15 protein-coding genes and 3 tRNA genes are annotated in these 23,595 nt (G+C 49.1%); 12 read left to right on the forward strand and 6 right to left on the reverse strand.

The annotated features are described in order from the left end of the window. The first annotated feature begins 63 nt into the window (after positions 1–63). Entirely contained in the window at positions 64–2,496 is a 2,433-nt protein-coding gene (locus TH61_RS16580) for a TIM-barrel domain-containing protein (protein ID WP_231862245.1), read from the forward strand. Between the two features lie 101 nt (positions 2,497–2,597). On the opposite strand, the gene TH61_RS16585 is transcribed toward TH61_RS16580, so the two are convergent. Continuing rightward, a complete protein-coding gene (locus tag TH61_RS16585) occupies positions 2,598–4,388 on the reverse strand; it encodes a glycosyltransferase (protein ID WP_066511766.1) in 1,791 nt (596 codons plus the stop codon). A 265-nt stretch (positions 4,389–4,653) separates the two neighbouring features. Here TH61_RS16585 and TH61_RS16590 point away from each other — a divergent pair, with 265 nt between their 5' ends. Beyond that, positions 4,654–5,091: a thioesterase family protein gene (locus tag TH61_RS16590; RefSeq protein WP_066511769.1), complete on the forward strand. Its 438-nt coding sequence runs from the start codon at positions 4,654–4,656 to the stop codon at positions 5,089–5,091. A gap of 166 nt (positions 5,092–5,257) precedes the next feature. Further along, a complete protein-coding gene (locus TH61_RS16595) occupies positions 5,258–6,349 on the forward strand; it encodes an ATP-binding protein (protein WP_066511773.1) in 1,092 nt (363 codons plus the stop codon). A 129-nt stretch (positions 6,350–6,478) separates the two neighbouring features. On the opposite strand, the gene TH61_RS16600 is transcribed toward TH61_RS16595, so the two are convergent. The 5 genes from TH61_RS16600 to TH61_RS16625 all read right to left on the reverse strand — a co-directional run bounded on the left by TH61_RS16600 (position 6,479) and on the right by TH61_RS16625 (position 12,820). After that, complete coding sequence (locus tag TH61_RS16600; RefSeq protein ID WP_066511778.1) at positions 6,479–6,811, reverse strand: hypothetical protein; 333 nt, start codon at positions 6,809–6,811, stop codon at positions 6,479–6,481. Positions 6,812–6,976: 165 nt separating this feature from the next. Beyond that, positions 6,977–11,737 carry an MBG domain-containing protein gene (locus tag TH61_RS18045; RefSeq protein WP_197464060.1) on the reverse strand — a complete coding sequence of 1,587 codons (4,761 nt, stop codon included), beginning with the start codon at positions 11,735–11,737 and terminating at the stop codon, positions 6,977–6,979. Positions 11,738–12,406: 669 nt separating this feature from the next. Further along, a tRNA-Arg gene (locus TH61_RS16615) sits at positions 12,407–12,483 on the reverse strand. Positions 12,484–12,544: 61 nt separating this feature from the next. Continuing rightward, positions 12,545–12,618: transfer RNA gene (locus tag TH61_RS16620), tRNA-Pro, on the reverse strand. 114 nt (positions 12,619–12,732) lie between these two features. Next, positions 12,733–12,820, reverse strand: a tRNA-Ser gene (locus TH61_RS16625). Between the two features lie 272 nt (positions 12,821–13,092). Here TH61_RS16625 and TH61_RS16630 point away from each other — a divergent pair. The 9 genes from TH61_RS16630 to TH61_RS16670 all read left to right on the forward strand — a co-directional run bounded on the left by TH61_RS16630 (position 13,093) and on the right by TH61_RS16670 (position 23,367). Next, positions 13,093–14,061 (forward strand): VWA domain-containing protein, encoded by a 969-nt coding sequence (locus TH61_RS16630; RefSeq protein ID WP_066511782.1) that lies wholly within the window; start codon positions 13,093–13,095, stop codon positions 14,059–14,061. Beyond that, positions 14,058–14,969, forward strand: coding sequence for a lipopolysaccharide assembly protein LapB (locus TH61_RS16635; RefSeq protein ID WP_066511788.1), 912 nt, complete (start codon positions 14,058–14,060; stop codon positions 14,967–14,969). Before TH61_RS16630 ends, TH61_RS16635 begins: the two co-directional genes overlap by 4 nt. A 191-nt stretch (positions 14,970–15,160) precedes the next feature. Next, entirely contained in the window at positions 15,161–16,345 is a 1,185-nt protein-coding gene (locus TH61_RS16640; RefSeq protein WP_066511791.1) for an acetyl-CoA C-acyltransferase, read from the forward strand. 71 nt (positions 16,346–16,416) lie between these two features. Then, a complete protein-coding gene (locus TH61_RS16645; protein WP_066511794.1) occupies positions 16,417–17,751 on the forward strand; it encodes a toxin-antitoxin system YwqK family antitoxin in 1,335 nt (444 codons plus the stop codon). 308 nt (positions 17,752–18,059) lie between these two features. Next, positions 18,060–19,094 (forward strand): biotin synthase BioB, encoded by a 1,035-nt coding sequence (gene bioB / locus TH61_RS16650; RefSeq protein ID WP_066511796.1) that lies wholly within the window; start codon positions 18,060–18,062, stop codon positions 19,092–19,094. 10 nt (positions 19,095–19,104) lie between these two features. Continuing rightward, positions 19,105–20,253, forward strand: coding sequence for an 8-amino-7-oxononanoate synthase (locus TH61_RS16655; RefSeq protein WP_066511803.1), 1,149 nt, complete (start codon positions 19,105–19,107; stop codon positions 20,251–20,253). After that, entirely contained in the window at positions 20,211–20,849 is a 639-nt protein-coding gene (gene bioD / locus TH61_RS16660) for a dethiobiotin synthase (RefSeq protein ID WP_066511805.1), read from the forward strand. The genes TH61_RS16655 and bioD overlap by 43 nt, the downstream gene beginning before the upstream one ends. Positions 20,850–20,851: 2 nt before the next feature. Continuing rightward, positions 20,852–22,141, forward strand: coding sequence for an adenosylmethionine--8-amino-7-oxononanoate transaminase (bioA, locus tag TH61_RS16665; protein WP_066511811.1), 1,290 nt, complete (start codon positions 20,852–20,854; stop codon positions 22,139–22,141). A gap of 32 nt (positions 22,142–22,173) precedes the next feature. Next, entirely contained in the window at positions 22,174–23,367 is a 1,194-nt protein-coding gene (locus TH61_RS16670; RefSeq protein WP_066511813.1) for a beta-ketoacyl synthase N-terminal-like domain-containing protein, read from the forward strand. Positions 23,368–23,595 lie beyond the last annotated feature (228 nt).

Raw genomic sequence — 23,595 nt, forward strand, 5'->3', positions numbered from 1 at the left:
CAAAATATTTCAGAGTGAAATACGGAATCTCTTACTTGCGAATAGTTTTCCCAGTTTTTTAGAATGGACAATTCAATTCAGGACCATAATTACATGCTCAATGAGCTGAGCGCCAAGCGGGAAGAGTTTTTTCCGGGCACGGTGCAGCAAGTTCAGCAGGCAGACCATCATATCATATTCATCTGTGACAACCGCGTCGCGCTTCGGCTGGAAGTGGTCACAGACAGCATCCTCCGGTTTAGGTTTGCCACTGAGGGCGCGTTTGGACGGGATTTCTCCTACGCCGTGGAGCCGCAGCGCAAGCCTTCGCCTCCTTCCTTTGAATTCAAAGAACTGACAGACCATTACCGCGTCACCACCCAGGACCTTATCTGTACCATCTCTAAAGTGGGCATGCGCGCCAGAATGCTGGACCGCTCCGGCATTCTACTCAACGAAGATGAGAAAGGGTTCCATTGGGAAGAGCACAAAGATTACGGCGGCGACATTGTGAAGATGAGCAAGGTGGCCAAACCGCACGAGTTCTACTATGGCCTAGGCGACAAGGCCAACAACATGAACCTGCGGGGTGAGCGCTTTGAGAACTGGGGCGCCGACACCTACGGCTATGGCAAGGGCTCAGACCCTCTTTACAAGAACATCAACTTCTTCATGGGTTTGCACAACCGCAACGCCTACGGGGTCTTCTTTGACAACACATTCCGGTCGTTTTTTGACTTTGGGCGGGAGCGCAAGGACGTCACCAGCTTTTGGGCGCAGGGCGGCACCATGGACTATTACTTCATCTACGGTCCAACCCTGCTGGAAGTGGTGCAGAAGTACACGGTCATGACGGGCACCCCCGAACTGCCGCCACTTTGGTCTTTGGGTTATCACCAGTGCAAATGGAGCTATTATCCAGAGAAGGTGGTGAAAGACCTGGCCAAGGGTTTTAGAGAGCGCCAGATCCCTTGTGACGCCTTGTATTTGGACATTGACTACATGGAGGGCTTTAGGTGCTTTACCTGGAGCAAAGAGCATTTCCCAGACCCGGCGCGCTTGGTCAAAGAACTGAAAGACGACGGCTTTAAAACGGTGGTGATCATTGACCCCGGCATTAAGATTGATCCAGATTATTGGGTGTACCAAGAAGGCGTGGAGAATGATTACTTCTGCCGCCGCGCTGATGGGCCATTATACAAAGGAACCGTATGGCCGGGCTTGTGCCACTTCCCTGACTATACTCGGGAGGATGTGCGTGAGTGGTGGTCTGGCTTGTTTAAAGGATTGATTTCTGAGGTAGGCGTGAAAGGCGTCTGGAACGACATGAACGAGCCGGCCGTATTTGAGATTGGCACCTTCCCGAACGATGTGCGCCACCATTTCGACGGCGAGCCGGGTAGTCATCGTAAGGCCCACAACATCTACGGCATGCAGATGGCACGTGCCACGTATGAAGGCGTCAAGCGCTTTTCCTACCCAGACCGTCCGTTTACCATAACCCGCTCAGGCTATGCCGGCGTGCAGCGCTACGCCTCGGTTTGGACCGGTGACAACATCGCTTCTTGGGAGCATTTGTGGCTAGCCAACATCCAATGCCAGCGCTTGAGCATCTCTGGTATATCGTTTGTAGGTTCAGACATTGGTGGTTTTATTGAGACGCCAGACGGTGAACTCTACATCAGGTGGTTGCAGCTGGGCGTCTTCCATCCGTTTTGCCGCACGCACTCTTCCGGGGACCACGGCGAGCAAGAGCCTTGGTCGTTTGGCGAGCCGTTCACCAGCCTGGCCCGCAAGTTCATAGAACTGCGGTACCAACTGTTGCCGTATCTCTATACTACGTTCTGGCAATACACGACCCATGGCACGCCCATGCTACGGCCGCTGGCTTTACTGGACCAGAATGACCCTGAGTGCTATGAGCGCATGGCCGAATTCTGCGTGGGAGACCATCTGCTCATCTGCCCTATCACCCAAGCCGGGGTAGACGGCCGCGTCATGTACCTGCCGCAGGGCCAATGGTATGACTTCTGGACGGACAAGGTATTGCTGGGCAAGCAGGAATTCTGGGCTACTGCCCCATTAGACCAAATCCCTATGTTTGTACGGGCCGGCGCGGTCATTCCATTTTACCCAGTGCAGCAGTTTGTAGGCGAAAAAGAAATCCCTGAGCTTACCTTGCACGTGTACTACAGCGCTACTACTTGTGAGAGTGTCTTGTATGAAGACGGCGGGGATGGCTACGGCTACGAAGAAGGACAGTATTTGGAGAAAACCTTCCAAACGGCCACCTCTTTAACCACGTATTTTTTAACGCAGCACAGCAAGGGCAAAGGCGAATCTCAACATCAAACGTTCCGTGTTATCTTCCATGGAATGCCGGCGGCCACTGCTACCGTACTGGTGGACAATGAGGAAATAGCGTTTGAAGCTTCTGAGGATTTTGCCACCTTAACCGTGGTAGTCCCAAGTTCCTTCCAGTTGCTAAGCCTGCATACGGTTATTTCCCCAGAGTAAATACCAAGTATTGTATGAGTCGGGGTGCGTTTTTGGCCTGTTTTGGGTAAAACAGGCCAAAAACGCACCCCGAATATTTTGATTCTTACATAGAGGAATATTTACTCCTCCGCATTGAGTGCTAAGTGGTAGGCGCGCTCATAATGCACCAGCAGCTTCTTCCAGTCAAACATCTCAGAGGAGCTTTCCACTTTATTCCGCTGGGCAATGCGCTCTCTTCTAGAGAACTCTACAAAGTCAAACAAGTGCTTGGCCAATTGCTCAGCAGATTCTTCAAAGCCTTTATCATGCCGGTTAATCACATAGATACCCTTCTCGGTGTACTTCTTGACGTGCTTTTTCACGTAATCCCCGAAGCCTGACAAATCACTGGTCACCGCCGGTATTCCGCTGGCCACGCACTCTAAAGGCGTATAGCCCCACGGTTCATAATAGCTCGGGAAAACACCTAAATGGCAACCGCGCACAAACTGGCCGTACTCCATGCCAAACAGCGGGTTGGTTGGCGAAATAAAATCTGGGTGGTAAACGATCTTCACCCGGTCATCAGCATTGTTGACTAGGTTGGACGTGCGCAGGAACTCCAGAATCTCATCGCTTTTGTCATTGACCAGGTTATGCGTCACCACTGATGGCAGATGGTGCGTTTTCCAGGACTGCAACGTACGGCGGTAGCGGAGCTTCCAGTAGTCGTCTACAAAGTTCTCCAGGTTAGGCAGTTTGTATTCTGAGCTGGCCGCAGCCTCATAAAACAGGCGCTCCCCTACCTGGTTGCTGATGGCATCTACCGTCTCCCGGATCTCTTCCATCAAGGCCTTGGAGTGCAATACCTCAGGGTTGATGGAATGAAACGGCTGCTTGGTGATAAAGAACATGACCACCGTGGTGTCCATGCGGGCCTTCTTCATGCGGTAGTTCAACCGGGCCAAAGCCTCCAGCGTCAAGTCAAAGCCTTTGTTGCGGTATTCAAACCGACCGGAGGTGAAAAAGTACAAGGTCTTGTCCAGCGCAAACGGGAAGCTCTGGAAGAAGTGCGACATCACAAACCGGTGGATCTTCTCCTTGTAGGTCAGGTGCAGGTTCTGGAACTCGTGCATGGCCGTGAACCGGCGTATGTTCAAGCCGTTGGGCAAGACCGTGTCTGGAATGCGGTCCAGCAGGTAAATACACTCGCGCACCGTCACCTCGCTTACCGTGGTAAATACGTGGGCCCCATGCGCGGCGGCGCGCTCTATGGAGACGGCGGGCTCAATGTTGAAATGGCGCGCTTCCTTCTGCCAATCCACGGCGGTAAGCTGGTCATAGAAGTTAGGGTCGTTCATGGCGAGGTAGCGGCCTAGCAAGGTGGCGTGCGTGGTAAAAACAATCTTTACCGGCACCTGCTCGCGTCGTAGATCCGGGATGGCCGAACCCACCATCCATTCATGGAAGTGCGCCACCACCTTAGACATATTGGCCACCAGCTTGATGAACCGCTTGGTCAAATCTCCGAAGGCCAGGACTTGGTGCAACAGATGCTCGTCTGAGGTGGGAATGTGGTGGTTTTCCCAGAGCTGGTGCTTGATCTCGTTTAGTTTTAAAAAGGCACTGTTGGGGTTGATGAGCACGATGCGCGGCCGGCCCGTGATCAGCCAGGTACCATAATAGACCTCCACACCTTCTTCGCGCAGCTGCAACACCGCCTTGCCAAACACGTCTGAGTAATCCTCCGTCGGTTCAAACTCTGCCGCGGCCTGCTGCGGAAAATAGGGTCCCACCAAGCAATATTGATCGCCCCAGTATTCCATCATGGCGGGCACTTTGGACCGAATGACCGTGTAAATTCCCCCTACCTGATTACAGGCTTCCCAGGCAATTTCTAACAGGTGTGGTGAGGCGGTAGAGTATGGCATAACAAATGGATTTTGGCCTATTTTACCGAATATAGAGCAAAAATGATTGCTCCTTCTGGAGTATTTCTTAGATGAATATTAACTCTGCATTTAACTATCTGGTTAACAATCTTTTAATCACCTGGCATTGCTTAATGAGTTGTGGCTTCCCTGTAAAAATGAGAAACCTATCAGCACCAAAGTTTTGTGACTGAGCGTAAGAACATACATTTACCTTTTGAGCGGTTCAACACTTTACGCGCTTATAATTTATACAACCTACCCTATGAAAAATGAATACCACGGCCACGTGATTTGGTCACAAGTTGATGCCAACATGCATTTGCGCCACTCGGCGTATGCAGACTTTGCGGCGCAGGCCCGTATTATGCTGTTGAATGACCTGGGGCTGGATTTTTCAGTTTTCCAGAAGCTGCAGATGGGTCCTATTCTGTTTAGAGAAGAGCTACAGTACCTGCGCGAGGTAGGCATCAATGACAACATCAAAATCCTTTCCTTTCTCACCAAGGCCCGAGAGGACGGTTCGCGTTGGTCTATAAGACATGACTTGTACCGCGGCGATGGCGTAAAGGCAGCTGTCATAAATGTGGATGGCGCCTGGCTAGACCTTCGGCAGCGAAAACTTACTGGCCTGCCCCTAGAGGTAGCCACCAAGTTTATGGAAGTTACCAAGTCTGAGGACTTCGAAGCACTAACTGCCTAGCTTCGTTTTTGGCCTGATTTCTGGAAAACAGGCCAAAAACGACATTATCTCAACCGTAAGGGAAATTAAATTTTTAGGAGATTAGCAATTTGATTTGGTTGGACAACATTAAAGGCAGGGCATGAGTATTTATACCTAGCTACTAATGGCTTAATGGTACAAACCGATGTCAGAGCATAATCAGTATCACCTTCTGGAGCAGATTTTAGAGAAGACCCACAAATTGGTTTTTTCTTTTGACGTGGACGCCGGCGCTTTTACCTACATCAACAGCGCCTTTGAACTGGTCTGGAACCATACCAAGGAGCAACTGCTGGCTAATCCTGGCCTGCTGTTAGACACCATCCACCCAGAAGACAAAGACTTCCTTTTAAATGAAATACAGGACTTGCTTAATGGTGAACCGAAGGAAGAATTAGAATTCAGGATTATGGTGTCGGGTAATGAAGAGAAGTCACTTTTGCTTTCGCCGCTGGTCTTAAAGGATGAGCGGGGCCATGTGGTGGTCACAGGATTGGCAGAGGACATCACCAGCAAGAAGGACAACATTGCCAACCTTCAGAGGTTTGCCGCCAAGAAAAACTCCATCCTGGAGATATTGTCCCATGACTTGGCGGGGCCGCTGGCCAGCATCCAGTCCATTTCTGGTTCATTGGCCGAATCTTTGGAAAATAGAACCCTGGCCGAGGAAGATAAAAACCTAATCAATCTTATCTATAAGACCAGCGCGCGCAGCATTCAAATGATACGTGAGTTTGTAAAGCAGGAGTTCCTAGAGTCCTCCAACGCAGACATGTTTAAGGTGCGCCTGAACCTGGTAGAGAAGCTTAAAGAGGTAGTAGACCAGTACAAAGAAGGAGAAAGCCACATCAACAAGCACTTCACCTTTACCGCCTCCTCACCACAGATTTATGTTTCAATAGACCAGAATAAACTGATGCAGGTCGTCAACAACCTCATCTCCAATTCCATCAAATTCAGTAAGGATTATGCCCACATAGACCTTTCGCTCACTGAGCAGGAAGATACTGTTTTGATAACCGTGAAAGACGACGGCATTGGCATTCCTGAGCAATACCATGACGAGCTCTTTGATAAGTTTACTCGGGCCCGGCGCAACGGTCTAAAAGGCGAACCTTCTGTGGGTTTAGGTATGTCTTTAGCCAAAACCATTGTGGAATGGCACCAGGGCAAAATCTGGTTTGAAAGCCAGGAGAACAAAGGCACTACTTTTTACATTGAACTGCCCAAGGATTAGCGAGTCCATACAGCCGTTTTTGGCTTGTTTTCCAGAAATCAGGCCAAAAACGAAGATGAATCCTTAACCCAGCCATCAAATGCATAGTGCTGTTCTCTACGGTGTATCAAGGTGTTTATTTGAACTGGATTACTTTTTCAACACCTGAAGGTATCCTTTGTCATACACCCGCTTTTGCGTGTAGGCATCTTTCTCATACCAAATATCCAAGACAAAGGTCGGGGTGATGTAGGAGGTGGCAAATTCTTCTTCGTCGTTTATGAGCTTGGTGTTGGTGACCATCTCATAGCCTTCTTGCAGGGCGTTCTCATGCGCCAGCTCTTCGTCTTGAGTTTCGTGCAGGTGCTGCTCATACACGGCATGGTACTGCTCTGTGATGGCCTCGTATAACCGTTGCAATTGGGCGGTCTCAAATTCCATGAATCCTTCCTCGTCCTTGGTCCACCAGCCTTTTGTGAGCATATTCTGTCCTTTTTATTTTTAGTGTAGGCCCAATGTATTGGTTTAAAGTGGGTATTTAAAGAAATTGAGTAAAGTAAAAAGTCCCTAACCAGTTTTCACCGGTTAGGGACTTTTTACTTTAACGTTAGTCAAAACGCTTTTTGCTAAAAACGCTCAGCCTAACTTTTACTTGCGGATTACCCGTAGCGTTTGGGTGCCTTTAGAAGTCACCAAGCGTACCAAGTACACGCCCACGTTCACAGAGTTATCTCCCCACTGCACTTGCACCGGCGTGTTGGCCAAGGCTTTTCCGGCCGTGATGTTTTTCACCAATGCACCATTCATGCTGTAGACCATTAGGCTATATTCCTCATCTTGGTCAAAGGCGAACTCAAAGGTTGTTCTGTCTGAGAATGGATTAGGATAGCTGATGAACTTGCCTTTTGCCGAAGGCTGGTCAGCCAGTGCCACCACGCTGGAAGTCTTAGTACCTTTCACCACTTCATGGATTACAATGGATCCGCCGCCCAAGATGGTAGTTGGCGCAAGCTCAGCGTTTTCAGCGGTAGACATTTGGTTGTCATACACTACCTCGCCGCCCCGCTTCCAGATCTTGATTCTGAACTTGTCTGAACCGCCGCCACCATTTACCTGACCATCTGTGGCCACTACCATGAAATCATGGGCATCTGTCCCGCCATTGATAAAACCGGTGCCTTTGTACGTGGCTTTGGAACCAGCTATCACCAAAGTACCGGCGGTATGGCTAGCACTTTTAAAGTTGACATTACCGGCTGTGAACTGGAATTCTGTGTTGCCCTCTACCGTGTTCGTCCCTTTTTTGTATTTAGACACAAACCCGAAGTTGGCTTTGCCAACCGTGCCAGGTGAACTCACTAAGGCTCCCTCTGGAGAATTAATCCAACCACCCCCGGTCACAAATCCGCCGGCTGGGTCATACACTGCTAAATACGCTTCTGGAGAGGTTTTCACTTCGCCTATTGCGTTTTTATATTGTAAAGTAAGCGTATACACCCCGGTGTTGGTTGGAACGGTGGTTGAGCCATTGATGGTAGTACCAGTCACGGTCCCGTTGGTTGGTGAGATGAAGCCCCAAACCCATTTCGGTTCAAAGATATCATTGGTGAAGGCGGCAGACACATTCACCACTTTGCCTATCTCTGTAGGGGCCGGATTCGCGATGACCACCGTTGGTATGGCATGAATGGTAAAGCTGGCGGGCACATACGTCAAGCCATAATTGGTACCCGCAGTCAACGTATTTTGCTGAATACTATACACACCTGGCTCGGTGCCACCCTCCCTTGAGATAGCGCCGGTAAACCCATCACCCGCTACTAGGTTACCCGAGGTAATTTGATAGGTAAGAGTTGGATCTACCTGACCATGCATTTTGGCTTTCGCGTCTGCAGTCACGGTGATTGGTCTGGCAGTGATGGTAAGGTTCGCGCCTTGATAGCTCAAAGCATAGTTTGCGTTTAAGGCTACCGTTCCCTGACCAATGGCATAAGTCCCTACATTAGCCCCTGTGGCTCTGGAAAGGCTACCGCTAATTGCGTCTTCAAAGGCCAAGCTGCCCGCCGTGATCTTATAGGTTAGCTCCGGGTCATTCTCCCCATACACCTTAGACTTGGCATCTGCCGTTATAGTGATGGCTCTGGCCCCAATGGTAAGCGTTGCTCCTTCATAAGTAAGATTGTAGTTGTCGTTTAACGCTACACTACCCTGCTGAATATCATGGTCGCCCACATTTTCATTAGGAACCCTAGACAAGCCGCCTGTCACTTTATCCATGAAAGCTAAGCTTCCTGCGGTCAGCTGGTAGGTGAGTGCTGGGTCAGCCTCTCCATAGGTTTTAGATTTGGCATCTGCGGTGATTGTAACAGACCGTTTACCAATTTCAAAGTTTGCCCCGGTGAAGGATACGTGATAATTACTGGATACCGCCAATGATCCTTGGTTAATGGAATATGAACCAACATTTTCACCCCCTTCTCTAGAAAGAGAACCGGTAAAGGCGTCATCATATACTAAATTCCCAGAGGTTATATTGTAAGTGAGTGCAGGGTCATCGTCACCATAGGTTTTGGAGCTAGCCACCGCCGCGATTGCAATACCGCGCTTGGTGATGGTTAAATTGGCACCTTCATAGGTGAGGTTGTAATTTGAGCTAAGGGCTAAGCTTCCCTGGCCAATGGCATAGCTTTTCACATCTTCGCCTTCGGCTCTTGTTAAGGAACCCACAAACCCGTCACCATTGACAAGATTCCCAGCTTTTATTCCATACGTAAGAGCAGGATCAGCATCGCCATAGGTTTTAGACTTAGCCTCTGCCGCCACCGTTACTGCCCGAGGGAGGATGGTGAGCTTACCCAGTGTATTTGTGATGGTGTAATTACCCAGTTTCTCTGAAGGGCTAAGAATAGCTGAAATGGCATAAGGACCATCATCTACTGTTTCACCACCTAGTCGGCTGTAGGCAGCGGAAATGTTATCTGCTGGTACAAACCCAGTAACTGCACCGGTCAATTCTGGGTCTTGGTCTCCATACGTTTTTGAGAGAGAAGCCACGGTCACAGAAGCGGCTTTAGGTGTTATGACAATTCCTTTTGATCCTGAGGCGGGTTCATAGTTTCCATTCCCTGCAAAGGTCCAATTGGCAGTACCACCAGGAACGTTGGTGAAGGCATTCCCTACATTCAACAAGGCAGTTAAATCCTCATCTTCCACCCCATTGGCAGATCCCGTAGCTTTGTGGGCCTGGCCATCATATTCTACTGTTTTGCCCTGCATAGAGATAGTAGCCAGCGCTTTGGCAATGGTTACTTTTGCAGTGGCCATGTTCCCTGAGTGGTTTTCATCGCCAGCAAATGTAGCCGTTACCAGGTAACTCCCTGCATTTTTAGGCGCCTGTTCACTTGGGCCATAGGTGGTTGTCCCATCCCCTACATAGCTATACGCTATACCTGAGGTTGTTTCTAAGCCCCCTACTCCCGTAGCCTTCGCTGAAGCTGCATGCGCCTGTCCGCTATAGGTAGTGCTCACATCATCCATGGTGACTAATGAAGGTGCAACTGTGATCCGAAGCCATTCAGTGATAGAAGTAGCCTCATAGTTTTGGTTAGATAGGCTGGCGGTAGCGGCATAATTACCTACATTGGTTCCTTTGCCACTCACAGTCAATCCGTCAACGTTGGGTGAAACCGAAGCAGTCACTACCTTCTCGTTGCCATCATATGTGTAATCCATTTGGCCAAACGACAAGGTCGCGGGCGCTTTATTAATAACTATTGCAACAGAACCACTCTGGTCATTGTAATTATTACCACCATTGAAAGTCCAGTTGGCGGTTCCGCCTGGCGCATTTGTAAATGTATCGCCTAGGGTAAGGCTACTGCCTATATTTTCGTTGCCCACGCCAATAATCGTTCCTGAGGCGCCGTGGGCTTGGCCATCATAAATGCCCGTATACCCCGCTACATTAATTACGGCATTCGCTTTGTCAATGGTAAGAGAACCTGTTTTAGGAGTAGCTGCCGTATAGTTGGCAGTTTCTGCATATGTGACAGTGACGGAATACGTTCCTGCTTCAGTTGGATCAGAGACTGCTACAGCGGGAGAGCCTTTAGTATATGCTACGGCGGCATTCCCTAAGGATGATCCATTAACCCCTGTCACAGTGGCATTGGCAACATAATGTGCCTGGCCATCATAGGTAGGATTGTTACCAACTGTTAACGAGATGGTGGGTGTAGCTTTAAGGATTGTTAAGGTCCCTGAAACTGGATCTGCTGAATAATTGGTATTATTTAAAGTAGCTGTAAAAATATAGCTTCCTGCCTCTGTAGGTGTTCCTACTATCCCTGTATAGGAAACAGTAATACCACTAAGCCCTTGAGGCGTAGTGGTCACTAATGCTGTTTTGGCACTCCCGTCATAGGTATGGACTAGGTTATTTAACAGCATTGAAGCTGATGCTTTGGTCACCATCAAGGTGGTAGAAGCATTGGACACATCATTAAAATTTGTGGACCCACCATAGCTATAGTTGATGGTATATGCAGTGGTGTTTGCTGGAATACTAGCTGGGTTAAAAGCAATACTAAAATTTCCTGTCCCATCTAAACTTGCTGAAGGTGAAATTATTCCATTAATAGTGGCAGTTACTGCACCTATTGCCGGCTCCCCAGTAATAGTAGCCAGCTTGCCAGTCAAGATAAGAGATGCAGTGCCAAATGATACTGTATTGCTAGTCGACAGATTTGAGAACTGTGGGGTTAGTTTATTTATTTTAAGATTGGCTGATCCAATACTCCCAAAGTACAAACTAGTAGATGACTGAGTTGCACCTGGGTCTGTCTTAAACTCTGCAGTAAAGGCATTAGCATGATTCCCAGCATTTAAAGCACCTAAACTTACGTTATTAAGAAAAGCCCTTCCATCCGTCCCAGTGTTTGCAGAACCTATGTCTGCCCCGTTCATTTTGAAGTAAATAGTCCTATTAGGAATGGGGTTGTTATTAGATTGGGTACCTTGAACAAGTAAAGTGGCTACTAAATTTACTGTCCCTTTGTAATCTCCTTCTAAATTAGCTAGGCTTAGCTTAGAATTTCCGTCAGTAAAAATATATGAAACTCTTGTGCCAGTTTTATTACCCACTGAAGTCACTGTGAATTTTACACCCAAGTGTCTCTCCTCTACCTGATAATCTATATTCCAGGTCCCATCTGGGTTAACCACCACATCATACACATGGTAGTCTGGGTACTCAGGTTCTTCTTTAAACTCTACATGAACTTGTTGGTCCAAGGTCCAGCCACTACCTGAAATGTGGGCTACTTCCCCTGGAGCGTAGTCATCTTTGTCTGAGGTGACCTTGGGCGCTGGCAGTCCTGCACTGGCATAAGCATCTATGGTTTGCACCATACTAATCCTATTCTCATTGGAGGTTCTACTTGCCCCAAATCCAAGGGTGCAGAAAGAAAAGACGGCCCATAGGGTAAGGCTCACGGCTAAAAACCGCTGAAGCGTAGAGACGCCTTCTAGCGGTTTATGTTTTTTTTGGACAAAGCTGTCCTGCAAGCTTTTTGAAAAAGATTGAGTAAAGTTTCTCATGAACTTTAAGGAAAAGAATGGCAGTTGTTCTGAAAGATATGGGGGAAACCCACGCCAAGAAGGACGCGACAAGAGAGCAGGATGCAGTAACTAGTTGCTACTGAGATACAATAGAGCTGAAAACACAAGTGTGAACACTAAAAAGTGCACAAAGTGGCCAAGAATAGTTGTGATGGTAGTTCCCCCACGATAGGCTTCCAAAAAGCCTTCAACCCATTCCAATAGTATTGATGTTTAAAGGCCAGAAAAAAGCCTTGATAATTGCTTTTACTGATAAATACTAGAAAGGTTATATAAATATCTGTGATTTTTATAAATATTATTCCTCAAACGTAAATATTTAAAGATTATATATTTATTTTTCAGTAATAAAAGAGAATTAGTAAAAGCATACACTAAGGGGTAAAAGGAGAGTTAGAAAACAATGGGGCATAAAAAAACCCTCTCTAGAAACATCTAAAGAGGGTTTTCTTTCCCGTGTGGTGATCCCATTTGGATTCGAACCAAAGACCTACTGCTTAGAAGGCAGTTGCTCTATCCAGCTGAGCTATGAGACCATCGAAACAAAAATGAGTAATGGAGAATGTTTGTACATCCAACATTACTCATCTTCTTTCGTCGGGGTGGCAGGATTCGAACCTACGACCTCCACATCCCAAATGTGGCGCGATACCGGGCTACGCTACACCCCGAGTCCTGCAATTACCTAGTAAAACCAACTAACCAAACCCATCCTTCTGGGTAATTGCGGTGCAAAGATATAAATTGAAATCTTCTTTCCAAAATTAATTTTCAAGAATATTTCGCGGAGAGAGGGGGATTCGAACCCCCGGTACCCTTTAGAGGTACGGCAGTTTAGCAAACTGCTGGTTTCAGCCACTCACCCATCTCTCCGGGTTGCTCTTTCGGTTAAAGAGTGTGCAAATATAGGCGAATAGGCCGCACTTTACCAAAGGCCTTCCCAAAAAAATTATCCACCCGGTCCTCCCTTAGCCTCAAGTATCTTCACACACAGCGGATTAAATTTTCAATACGCATCCAAAAATATTCTACTCAGACGGCAGTTGTATCATTTTGGTCCTTACCAAGGCCAAATAAGGCACTCTCGCTGTGGTTTTGTATCTTTGTTTTGAACGGCCACTCAGCAATGGTCAATTTTCCTACGTATGACTTGGTACCTGCCTTTTACTTTGTTAGAGCTTATGCTGTGCCTGCTATTTGCGGTGCTGTACGGCGGCTATCTCTACAGAATAAAAAGGCTAGCCCATCAATTCTCTCAAAAAGCCAATACCATCTGGATTAAAACTGCCGTACGCACCGTGTATGGAGCACTTTTGATGGTGGCGTTATTAGGTCCGTCCTTCGGGGCCATGACCAAAGAGATAAGAACCAACGGCAAAGACATTCTATTAGCCGTGGACCTATCACAGTCCATGACGGCCACGGACGTGTCTCCTTCCAGATTGGAAAAGGTGAAACTGCAGCTTCCCTCCTTTCTGGAGCAGGCTAATTCAGATAGGATAGGTTTGGTGGGGTTTTCTTCCAGTGCTTTTATGATCAGCCCGTTCACCTATGATAATAGCGCGCTGGAGCTCTTTATTCAATCCTTAAAAACAAACCAAGCTGCCCCAGAAGCGGCCAAACTGGAACCAGTTCTGAAAATAGCCCAAGAGAAGTTTCAGGCCATGGAAGACAGTAGAGATTCTGAACGCACCAAAATCCTTGTCATTTTCTCTGATGGCGAAACCTTCGGGGAGAATTTACAACCCCTTATTCAGCAATTGAAAAATGCCAGAATCCATGTCTTCTGCGTGGGTGTGGGTACAACTGCCGGCGGAAAAATGCCCCTTGGACGGTCCTTCAAAAAAGATAAAAACGGTGAAGTCATCCTCACTAAACTAGAATCTGAACTTCTCCAGCAAGTGGCAGACAAAACGGATGGCGCTTATTTTGAGATGAACCAAACCACCAATGAACTACCTAGGTTGGTAAGCGCTGTCAATGCCATAGAGAGCGAGGTCCGCCAAACCAAAGTAGTGGAAGTGGCCGCCAACAAATACTTTTACCCTTTGCTGTTAGCTTTCCTGCTGATAGTCTTAGATGTCTTGTGGACCCTTCAAGTGTTGCGCATATGAAAGCTTGGTGGCTGGTGTTACTCCTCTCCTTCGCGCCCTTAGACGGACTTCAGCGCATAAGACTGCGTAACCAGTATGCCATACAAGCAGAAGAGGCCTATTCTAAAAAACAATTCTTGCAGGCAGCTGCCTTGTTTGAAAAAGTGAAGAAAGCCGAGGGCGAAGCCGTCTCGTATTCGGTGCAATTGAATTTGGCCCACTCTTACTTTAATCTACGTGATTATAGCAGGGCTGCTCCTTTGTATCGTCAGATTTTCCAAAAGTCAGATCCGCAACAACAAGCTGTCATAAATACCCAACTAGCCGTCATTGAAGCCGAAGAAGGTAATTACACCAAGGCATTAAACCTGTGCAAGCAAGCCTTGAAACTAGATGAGGCCAACCAGTTTGCACGCTATAATTTTGAGCTGCTTCAAAAATACCTCCTACTTCACCCCGAAAAACGAAAAAGCCTGCCACCGCCTCAAAGGCAGCAAAGACAACAGGGTGCGGGCGGTAGCCCCCAAGCCGGAAACTCTACCTCAACCCCAGCTCCATCTGGTGTAAACGGCCAGACAAACACGGGACAAAACGGCTCGGCTGCTGGCAGCACAGACACTTCTAAATTGGGACAAACGGGTGCTCCTCAGGAACAAGCCGTGGGTAACACGCCAGGCAATACCCGCGGGCAAAGCAATGAAGGAGGGGATGGCACAGATGGCGCTTCTACGAACAAGGGTAGCAATCAAGCCGCTGGAACCAGTGATGCCTTGCTGCAAACCAGATTCAAAAGGCTCCAGAAAATGAAGCTTAGCCCAGAGAAAGCACGTCAATTGCTGGATGCCATGCGCGCCGAGGAAGCCCAGTACCTGCAACAGCTCCCCAGCAAACGACCACGCGCCAAACGCACCAACGGACCAGATTGGTAATAAAAGGCTACTCACTTGTTTTTGGCCTGTTTTCTGGAAAGTAGGCCAAAAACAAGTGAGTTGAATTTGCCAATGTCCTTTTACTTGACGCTAGGCTTATTGGCGCAATCGAACTCTTACCTAACAAGTGTTTGTTTAATTGCGAGGGAAAAAGTAATTTCATCCCACAAAACTTTGAAAAACCAACTGACATGCAGACCAAAGAAGTATATGTAATCTCTGCCGTGCGTACTCCTATTGGGAGTTTTGGCGGTGCCTTAGCCAGTCTTTCTGCCACCCAATTAGGCGCCATCGCCATTAAAGGTGCTGTAGAGAAAGCCGGCATAGATAAAAGCAAGGTTCAGGAAGTGATCATGGGCAACGTGCTGTCTGCCAATGTTGGTCAGGCTCCTGCCCGCCAGGCCGCCATCTTCGCTGGTCTTGGCTATGAGGTGGAGTGTACTACCATCAACAAGGTATGTGCTTCTGGTACCAAAGCCATCATGTTTGCGGCGCAGGCCATCATGTTGGGTCATAAAGATGTGATAGTGGCGGGAGGTATGGAGAGCATGTCCAATGTGCCGTATTACCTGGACAAAGCGCGCTGGGGTGCCAAGATGGGTCATAGCCAAATGATTGACGGCTTGGTACGTGACGGCCTTTGGGACGTGTACAATGACTACCACATGGGCTCTGCGGCTGAGAACACCGCCAAAGAAATGGGTATCACGCGTGAGATGCAGGATGAATACGCCATCGGGTCTTACCGCAAGACCGCTGAGGCCGCCAAAGGTGGATTGTTAAAAGACGAGATCATCCCGGTTGAGATTCCGCAGCGCGGCAAAGACTCCATCTTTGTTACCGAAGACGAAGAATACACCAAAGTGAACTTCGATAAAATCCCGGGCTTGCGTCCGGTATTTGACAAAGAAGGAACGGTCACGGCCGCCAACGCCTCAACTTTGAATGACGGAGCCGCTGCGGTTCTGTTGATGAGCAAAGAGATGGCTGAGGAATTGGGCGTTAAACCTATCGCTAAAATCAGAGGTTTCGCGGATGCAGAGCAGGAGCCGAAGTGGTTCACCACCTCCCCTGCCCTAGCTATTCCAAAGGCCTTGAAGGTTTCTGGCGTTGAGGCGTCTGAGGTAGACTTCTATGAAATCAACGAGGCATTCTCGGTGGTTTCAATTGCCAACAACCAGAAGCTGGGCTTAGAAGGCGGCAATGTAAACGTGTTTGGTGGGGCGGTATCCTTGGGTCACCCACTGGGAGCCTCTGGCGCGCGCATTGTCACTACTTTGATTAACGTATTGAACAAGAAAGACGGAAAGATTGGCGTAGCCGGTATCTGCAACGGCGGCGGCGGTGCCTCTGCCATTGTGATTGAGCGCGTGTAAGTTTTCTGAACTATACTAACCTTAAAAAGCCTTACGTTCTATGTAAGGCTTTTTTTTATTGCTTTGTATTTATGAAACGCATCCTTCCTCTACTTATATTTTCCTTCTTTTTTCTACTGTTAGGCCTCTCTTCTAGCCAGGCCCAGACGTCGCGCGTGGTCACCTACCATGATTCTCTAAGCACGGCCATCAAGGAGGTCTACTTCATCAAAACCGACCCAGACACCGTCATCCATGGCTACTACCGCAAGTTCTATAAAACTGGCGAATTGGAGGCTTTGGTGAAGGTGAACAACGGTCAGCGTGACAGTCTTTACACTGAGTTTTTCCCCAACGGGAAACCCAAACTTATTATCCCCTACAAAGAAGGCAAGAAGAACGGAACACTCGTGGCCTTGTACCCCAACGGAAACAAGTCCCAGGAAGGACAGTACGTGAACGACTTGCAGAGCGGCACCTTCAAAACCTTCTATGAGAACGGCCAACTGAAGCAAGAGACTACCTTCAAAGACGGCTACCCGGATGGCATAGTCAAAGAGTATTACCAAACCGGTAAGCCCAAAGCAGAGATTACCTACCAGCGCAAAATACAGAGCGGCCCGGCCAAGACGTTTCACCCCAACGGCGCGCTAGAGTCTGAGGCGGTTTACCGCAACGGCATGATTGAGGGCAGCTACAAAACCTATTATGACAACGGCCAACTGCAGAATGAGACTATCAGTGACGCCAAAAGCAAGTCGGCTAGGTTCAAGAGCTATTACCCCTCCGGCAAACTCCAAACCGAAGGCTCTCTCAAAGAAGGCAAACCAGACGGACTTTCCATCGCTTACCATGAAAACGGTAAGAAACGCAGTAGCCAGACATTTGTAAAAGGAGTCAAGACCGGCAGTGCCCAAACCTGGAACGAAGAAGGACAGTTAGCGCAGGAGATAAAATACGCCAACAATGAAAAGGACCGCAAAGTCACCAAATTCCATCCCAATGGCGCAGTGGCTGCCGAAGAGGAATGGAAAGAGAACAAGAAATTTGGCACTTGGCAGGAGTTTCACCCCAACAAAAAAGTGAAAACCGTAGAGCCGTACAAAAACGGCAAAATCACCGGCGAGCGCCTCACCTACCATGACAACGGACAACTCGCCTCCAAGGCCACGTATCTGAACAGCAAAATCATCTCCGCCGAAACAACCTATTACCCATCTGGCAAGGTGAAGACTGAGACGCTTTACAAAGACGGACTCAAATTCGGCACCTTCAAGCAGCTCTATGAGAACGGCAAAACCCAACTGGCCGGCACCTACCGCAACAACCGCGAGAACGGCACTTGGAAGTACTTCGACGAAAGCGGCAAGAACACCAGAACCGTGGAATACAAGTTCGGGAAGATTGAGTCAGACAAGAAGCACTAATTGGTTGTTAGTTGTTTTAAACTGAGGAATCCGTTTTTGGCCTGTTTTCTGGAAAACAGGCCAAAAACGGATTCTTTTTATACCCTTTCTTCGATTTACAAAAAGCCTATTTTAAGTATTTAGACGAATAATTTGGTCTCCCTCCAACAGTCAACAAGTAGCAATTGACATTTTCAGAAATGCGTTTTTAGCCTAGATTACTGAAAACTGGCCAAAAACGCCAAATCTTTGCCTAACAACCGTTCTTTAAATTTCGGTGATTGGTTTTTGTGCCGTACTTTAGTCGCCTAAACTAGAAACGCAAAACTATGCAGGACGCCCTTACCACTACTCCGCTTCGCAATGACTGGAGCATGGACGAAATCCGCGCGATTTACCATAAACCTGTGCTGGAACTGATTGTAGAAGCCGCCCAGGTACACAAACAATATCAAGCCACCGGCGAAGTGCAGGTATGTACTTTGCTGTCAGTGAAAACCGGGGGTTGCCCCGAGGACTGTGCCTATTGTCCGCAGGCCGCCCGCTACCATACAGACGTGCCCGTGCACAAACTACTGAGCAACGAGGTGGTGTTTGACGCCGCTAAAAAAGCAAAAGACGCCGGTTCTACCCGTTTCTGCATGGGCGCCGCCTGGCGCGAAGTGCGCGACAACCGCGACTTTGACCGCGTGCTGGAAATGGTAGAAGGCGTGAACGACATGGGCTTAGAAGTTTGCTGTACCTTAGGTATGGTGAACGAATACCAAGCCGAGCGCCTAAAACAAGCCGGTCTGTACGCCTACAACCACAACCTGGATACCTCCGAAGAAAACTACAGCAACATCATCACTACCCGTACTTATGATGATCGTCTGCAAACCATTGAAAACGTGCGTCAAGCTGGTATTTCGGTGTGCAGTGGCGGTATCATTGGCTTAGGCGAAACCGACGGTGACCGCATTGCCATGCTGCATGTGTTGAGCAATTTGCCACAGCATCCTGAGTCGGTGCCGGTGAATGCCTTGGTACCCGTAGAAGGAACGCCTTTGGCCGAACAGCCGCGCGTGAGCGTTTGGGAAATGGTGCGAATGATTGCCACCGCCCGTATCCTCATGCCAAAAACCATGGTGCGTCTGTCGGCGGGCCGTCAAGAGATGAGCACGGTGGAGCAGGCCATGTGCTTCCTGGCCGGCGCCAACTCTATTTTCTCTGGTGACAAGCTGTTGACCACGCCTAACCCGGGCTTCAACGATGACCAGGCCATGTTCCAATTGCTGGGCTTGACCCCAAGAAAATCATTCAAGGAAAACTCAGGTTGCGGCGTAAAAGTGGTGGCTCCTGAAGGAGCTTTAGCGGCAGAATAACTCTTACTACATGATGCCAGAACGCCTGTTGCGTCAGTTAGAGGACCGGGCTCAGAAGGGAATTTTGCGTCAACTCCAGAAACCGACAACGGGTTTGGTAGACTTCTGTTCCAATGACTACCTGGGTCTGGCTTCCTCTACAGATTTGACCCAATTGGTGGAGGCCGAACTGGCAGTAAACCACCTGCACGGTGCCACTGGTTCACGATTACTCAGCGGAAACAGCGTATATGCTCAAGACTTAGAGGCGGCTTTGGCGCATTTTCACCGCGCCGAGGCCGCTTTGCTGTTCAACTCTGGCTACGCGGGCAATGTAGGCTTTTTCTCTTCTGTGCCACAGCGCGGGGATACCATTCTCTATGACGAGGCCAGCCACGCGTCCATGAAAGACGGCATCCGGTTGAGCTTCGCGCAGAGCTTTGCGTTCCGGCACAATGACCTGGATGACCTTAAAGCCAAACTGAAACGCGCCCATGGCGATGTCTACGTGGCGGTGGAGTCTCTCTATTCCATGGACGGAGACACGGCTCCTTTGGCAGAGTTAGCGGTTTTTTGCCAAGAGCACGGATTGTACCTGGTAGTGGACGAGGCGCATTCCAACGGCATTTATGGTCTCAACGGTGAAGGTCTGGTAGTTGAACTGGGCTTGGAGGAAAAAGTGTTTGCGCGTATTATGACCTTCGGAAAAGCCTTGGGGGGCCACGGCGCCGCGGTCATTGGCCCGAAAGCCTTGCAAGAGTTTTTGCTGAACTTCAGCAGAGCTTTCATCTACACCACTGCTTTGCCATTCGCCTCCCTAGCCACCATCAAAGCTGCCTATCAGTTACTACCAAGCTTGGACCAAGACCGAGAAACCTTAAAGAAACTGGCTAAACAATACCAAAATCAACTTACAGAATCAGGCGTTTTTGGCCTAAATTCTGGAAAAGGGACTAAAAACGGCCCCATCCAATCCTGGCATCTGGCAGACCCAGTCGCATTAAAACAATTTGCGGGCACTGTGCAGGAAGCGGGATTTGACGTACGGCCCATCTTCTCTCCTACTGTACCAGTGGGCACTGAGCGCCTCCGGATTGTGCTTCATGCCTTTAACACCCAAGAGCAGTTACAACAACTATGCAGTCTTCTCCTTCAGCACAGCCCAAGCGTTATTTTGTAACCGGCATCGGTACAGACGTGGGTAAAACCATCGTCTCGGCCATCCTCACCCAAGCACTTTCAGCAGATTATTGGAAACCCGTTCAAGCCGGAAGCCTGGAGGCCACGGATACCATGCGGGTACAGAGTTTAATCAATAATCCTACTTCGGTTTTTCATCCAGAAGCCTACCGTTTAGCATTGCCCGCATCTCCTCATCTGGCCGCTGCCCAGGAAGGCATTGAAATAGACTTAGAGGCCATCCAGCTTCCTAAAACAGAAAACCATCTAATAGTAGAAGGCGCCGGCGGCGTAATGGTTCCGCTCAATAAAAAGGAACTGGTGCTTGACTTGATATCTAAGTTAAACCTAGAGGTGATTCTCGTGTCCAGAAATTACCTAGGGAGCATCAACCACACGCTCACCACTGTGGAAGTGCTCAAGTCCAGGAACATCCCCGTTGCGGGAATCATCTTCAACGGAACATCTAACCCAAGCACCGAGGAATTCATCAGTAACTACACACATTTGAAAGTCCTTCCAGCGGTATTGGAAGAAGAAGAATTTATGCCCGAAGTGGTGGAGAAATACGTCCAACTTTTCAGAAACGCCTTATAGTCATGCCGAATTTATCCGAGAGAGATGTCCTGGTAAACTGGCATCCGTACACGCAGATGCACACCGCCGCCCCGCCCATCGGCATCACGCGCGGCGAAGGTACTCTGCTGTTTTCTGAGGATGGCCATACCTTTATTGACGCGGTGTCTTCCTGGTGGGTGAACATCCATGGGCACGCACATCCGCACATCGCTGAAAAGGTCAGCGAACAATTACGCACGCTGGAGCACGTGATTTTTGCGGGGTTCACCCATGCCCCAGCGGTGGAATTATCAGAGCGTTTGTTGAAGCTGCTGCCCAACAACCAAGCCCGGGTGTTCTTCTCAGACAACGGTTCTACGGCGGTGGAGGTGGCTATGAAGATGTGCCTGCAGTACTGGTTCGACCGCAACGTTCCTAGAACCAAAATCATCGCCTTCAAAGACAGCTACCACGGCGACACCTTCGGGGCCATGTCGGTGAGCGAGCGTTCTGCCTTTACGAGGCCTTTTCACCAATACCTGTTTGACGTGGTTTTCATTGACGTGCCAGTGGCGGGCCAGGAGGAACAGACGGTTTCGCAGTTACAAGCCGCCTTGTCGACGGGAGACATAGCGGCCTTCATTTTTGAGCCATTGGTGCTTGGCACCGCCGGCATGGTCATGTACGAGCCAGCTGTTTTGGACCGATTGATGAAGCTCTGCCAGGAGCAGCAGGTGTTTACAATCGCAGACGAGGTGATGACGGGCTTTGGTCGGACGGGTAAGCGCTTTGCCTGTGATTACCTGCGCCAGCAACCCGACCTCATGTGCTTCTCCAAAGGTTTGACCGGCGGCACCATGGCCATGGGCATAACCACCTGCACGAACACGATATACAGTTCTTTCCTAAGCGAAGACAAAACCAAAACCTTCTTCCACGGCCACTCCTACACCGCCAACCCCATCGCGTGCTCGGCGGCCCTGGCCAGTTTGGACTTGGTGGAGCAAGCGACTTTCCTAGAGGATTTAGCCAGAATTACGGATTCTCATCAGGCATTCGCGCAGAGTTTACAAGGCAAACCTGGCATTAAAGACATCCGGCAGACGGGGACTATTCTTGCTGTTGAGTTCGCCACGCATACTACCTCTTACTTCAACAACCTACGGGATACGCTCTATAATTTTGCCATTGACAATGGAGTCCTGCTGAGGCCTTTGGGCAATATCGTCTATGTATTGCCTCCTTATTGCGTTACCCAAGAAGAGCTAGAGAAAGTGTACGCGGTCATTATCGGCATGCGGAAACTGGTGGTAAAATCGTTTTCCGCCTGATTTCCAGAAAACAAGCCAAAAACGGAAGAGAGATGCAACAGGAATGGATTGTGGTAAGAGGCATGGGTTCGCTTTCGGGCCTGGGCAGTACGGAGGCTGAAGTGGCTGCGTCCTATGCCACCGGCAAGTCTTGCTTCACTTCTTTGAAAGGAAACCAGAACCTAGCTGTTTCGCCGGTTTCTGCTTCCTCTGAAGAAATGCTCACAGCGCTGTTGGCAGAGAAACCCAAATACGCCTCCTTAGACCGTTCAGTCCTGTTAGCTATTGCGGCCGCCAGGCAAGCAGTTCACCAAGCAGGTTGGGATACCAATGAACATTCCATTGGCATTAACCTTGGCTCCTCCAGAGGGGCGACGGGTTTATTTGAGCAGTTCCATGCGGATTTTCTAAACCATCCAGAGCAGCGGCTTTCTCCCATGGCCTCCCCTAGCACAACCTTAGGCAATCTGGCTAGTTGGGTGGCGCAGGATTTGGCGGTGCAAGGCCCGTTGATAAGTCATTCAGTCACGTGCAGTACGGCGTTGCAGGCAGTAGCCAATGGGGTGGCCTGGTTAAAGGCCGGCATGGCGAAGCGTTTTTTGGTAGGCGGCACCGAGGCGCCGCTCACCGACTTCACCTTGGCCCAGATGCGGGCGATTGGCATCTATTCCCATATTGCAGCCAATGACCAGCCTTGCCGCCCCTTGAACGGACAACAGAATACCTTTGTCCTAGGTGAAGGCGCCGCAATTTTTGCCTTGGAGCGCATGACCGGAGCAGAGATTTCCCTACTGCCCACCCACCAGCGGATAATAGTGGCGGGCGTGGGCATGGGGTTGGAGCAGACGCCCTCAAAAACCGGGGTTTCCAAGGACGGTCAGCATTTTCAAAGGTCCATGCGAGAAGCGCTTCAACAGGCGCAACTTTCTCCTGAGCAAATTGACGCCCTTGTCTTGCATGCCCCCGGCACCAAGGCAGGTGACGCCGCCGAAGTAGCAGCGGTTTCCAGTGTTTTTGGTGAACATCAACCTTCCCTATTCACCAATAAGAATCAGATAGGCCATACTTTGGGAGCCTCTGGGGCCTTGAGTCTCTCTCTGGCCTTGGCGCTCTTGCAGAAGCAATCCATCTCAAAACGGCTTCAACTTTCTTATGCTTCTAGTGCTCCTCTAGCTCCTACAGCGGTGATGGTCAATGCCGCTGGGTTTGGCGGTAACTCGGCCAGCGTGATTTTGCGAACCCTTTAAAATCCTTCTTAGGTTTTGCAGGATTTTAGATCAGCAGGAAATAGTACTTACATAAAGCCCATAGCCACCTTTGTCATCCTGAAAGGACCTTGTGGGCGAACTAAGTAGGCAAAGGCATTGAAACAAAGTGCTCGTTCCTTTTCAATCTAAGGTATTTCTTCTTTAGTAAGCGTGTCTACAGCATGCCCACAAGGTCCTTTCAGGATGACAATAGGGAAAAAGAATACT

It is taken from the genome of Rufibacter sp. DG15C, from assembly GCF_001577755.1.
In the GTDB taxonomy this organism is placed as follows: Bacteria; Bacteroidota; Bacteroidia; order Cytophagales; family Hymenobacteraceae; genus Nibribacter.

Coding starts and splice junctions, on each gene's coding strand:
- TH61_RS16580 (WP_231862245.1), top strand. CDS start 64: ATGGACAATTCAATTCAGGACCATAATTACATGCTCAATGAGCTGAGC.
- TH61_RS16585 (WP_066511766.1), bottom strand. CDS start 4,388: ATGCCATACTCTACCGCCTCACCACACCTGTTAGAAATTGCCTGGGAA.
- TH61_RS16590 (WP_066511769.1), top strand. CDS start 4,654: ATGAAAAATGAATACCACGGCCACGTGATTTGGTCACAAGTTGATGCC.
- TH61_RS16595 (WP_066511773.1), top strand. CDS start 5,258: ATGTCAGAGCATAATCAGTATCACCTTCTGGAGCAGATTTTAGAGAAG.
- TH61_RS16600 (WP_066511778.1), bottom strand. CDS start 6,811: ATGCTCACAAAAGGCTGGTGGACCAAGGACGAGGAAGGATTCATGGAA.
- TH61_RS18045 (WP_197464060.1), bottom strand. CDS start 11,737: ATGGTGCAAACCATAGATGCTTATGCCAGTGCAGGACTGCCAGCGCCC.
- TH61_RS16630 (WP_066511782.1), top strand. CDS start 13,093: ATGACTTGGTACCTGCCTTTTACTTTGTTAGAGCTTATGCTGTGCCTG.
- TH61_RS16635 (WP_066511788.1), top strand. CDS start 14,058: ATGAAAGCTTGGTGGCTGGTGTTACTCCTCTCCTTCGCGCCCTTAGAC.
- TH61_RS16640 (WP_066511791.1), top strand. CDS start 15,161: ATGCAGACCAAAGAAGTATATGTAATCTCTGCCGTGCGTACTCCTATT.
- TH61_RS16645 (WP_066511794.1), top strand. CDS start 16,417: ATGAAACGCATCCTTCCTCTACTTATATTTTCCTTCTTTTTTCTACTG.
- bioB (WP_066511796.1), top strand. CDS start 18,060: ATGCAGGACGCCCTTACCACTACTCCGCTTCGCAATGACTGGAGCATG.
- TH61_RS16655 (WP_066511803.1), top strand. CDS start 19,105: ATGATGCCAGAACGCCTGTTGCGTCAGTTAGAGGACCGGGCTCAGAAG.
- bioD (WP_066511805.1), top strand. CDS start 20,211: ATGCAGTCTTCTCCTTCAGCACAGCCCAAGCGTTATTTTGTAACCGGC.
- bioA (WP_066511811.1), top strand. CDS start 20,852: ATGCCGAATTTATCCGAGAGAGATGTCCTGGTAAACTGGCATCCGTAC.
- TH61_RS16670 (WP_066511813.1), top strand. CDS start 22,174: ATGCAACAGGAATGGATTGTGGTAAGAGGCATGGGTTCGCTTTCGGGC.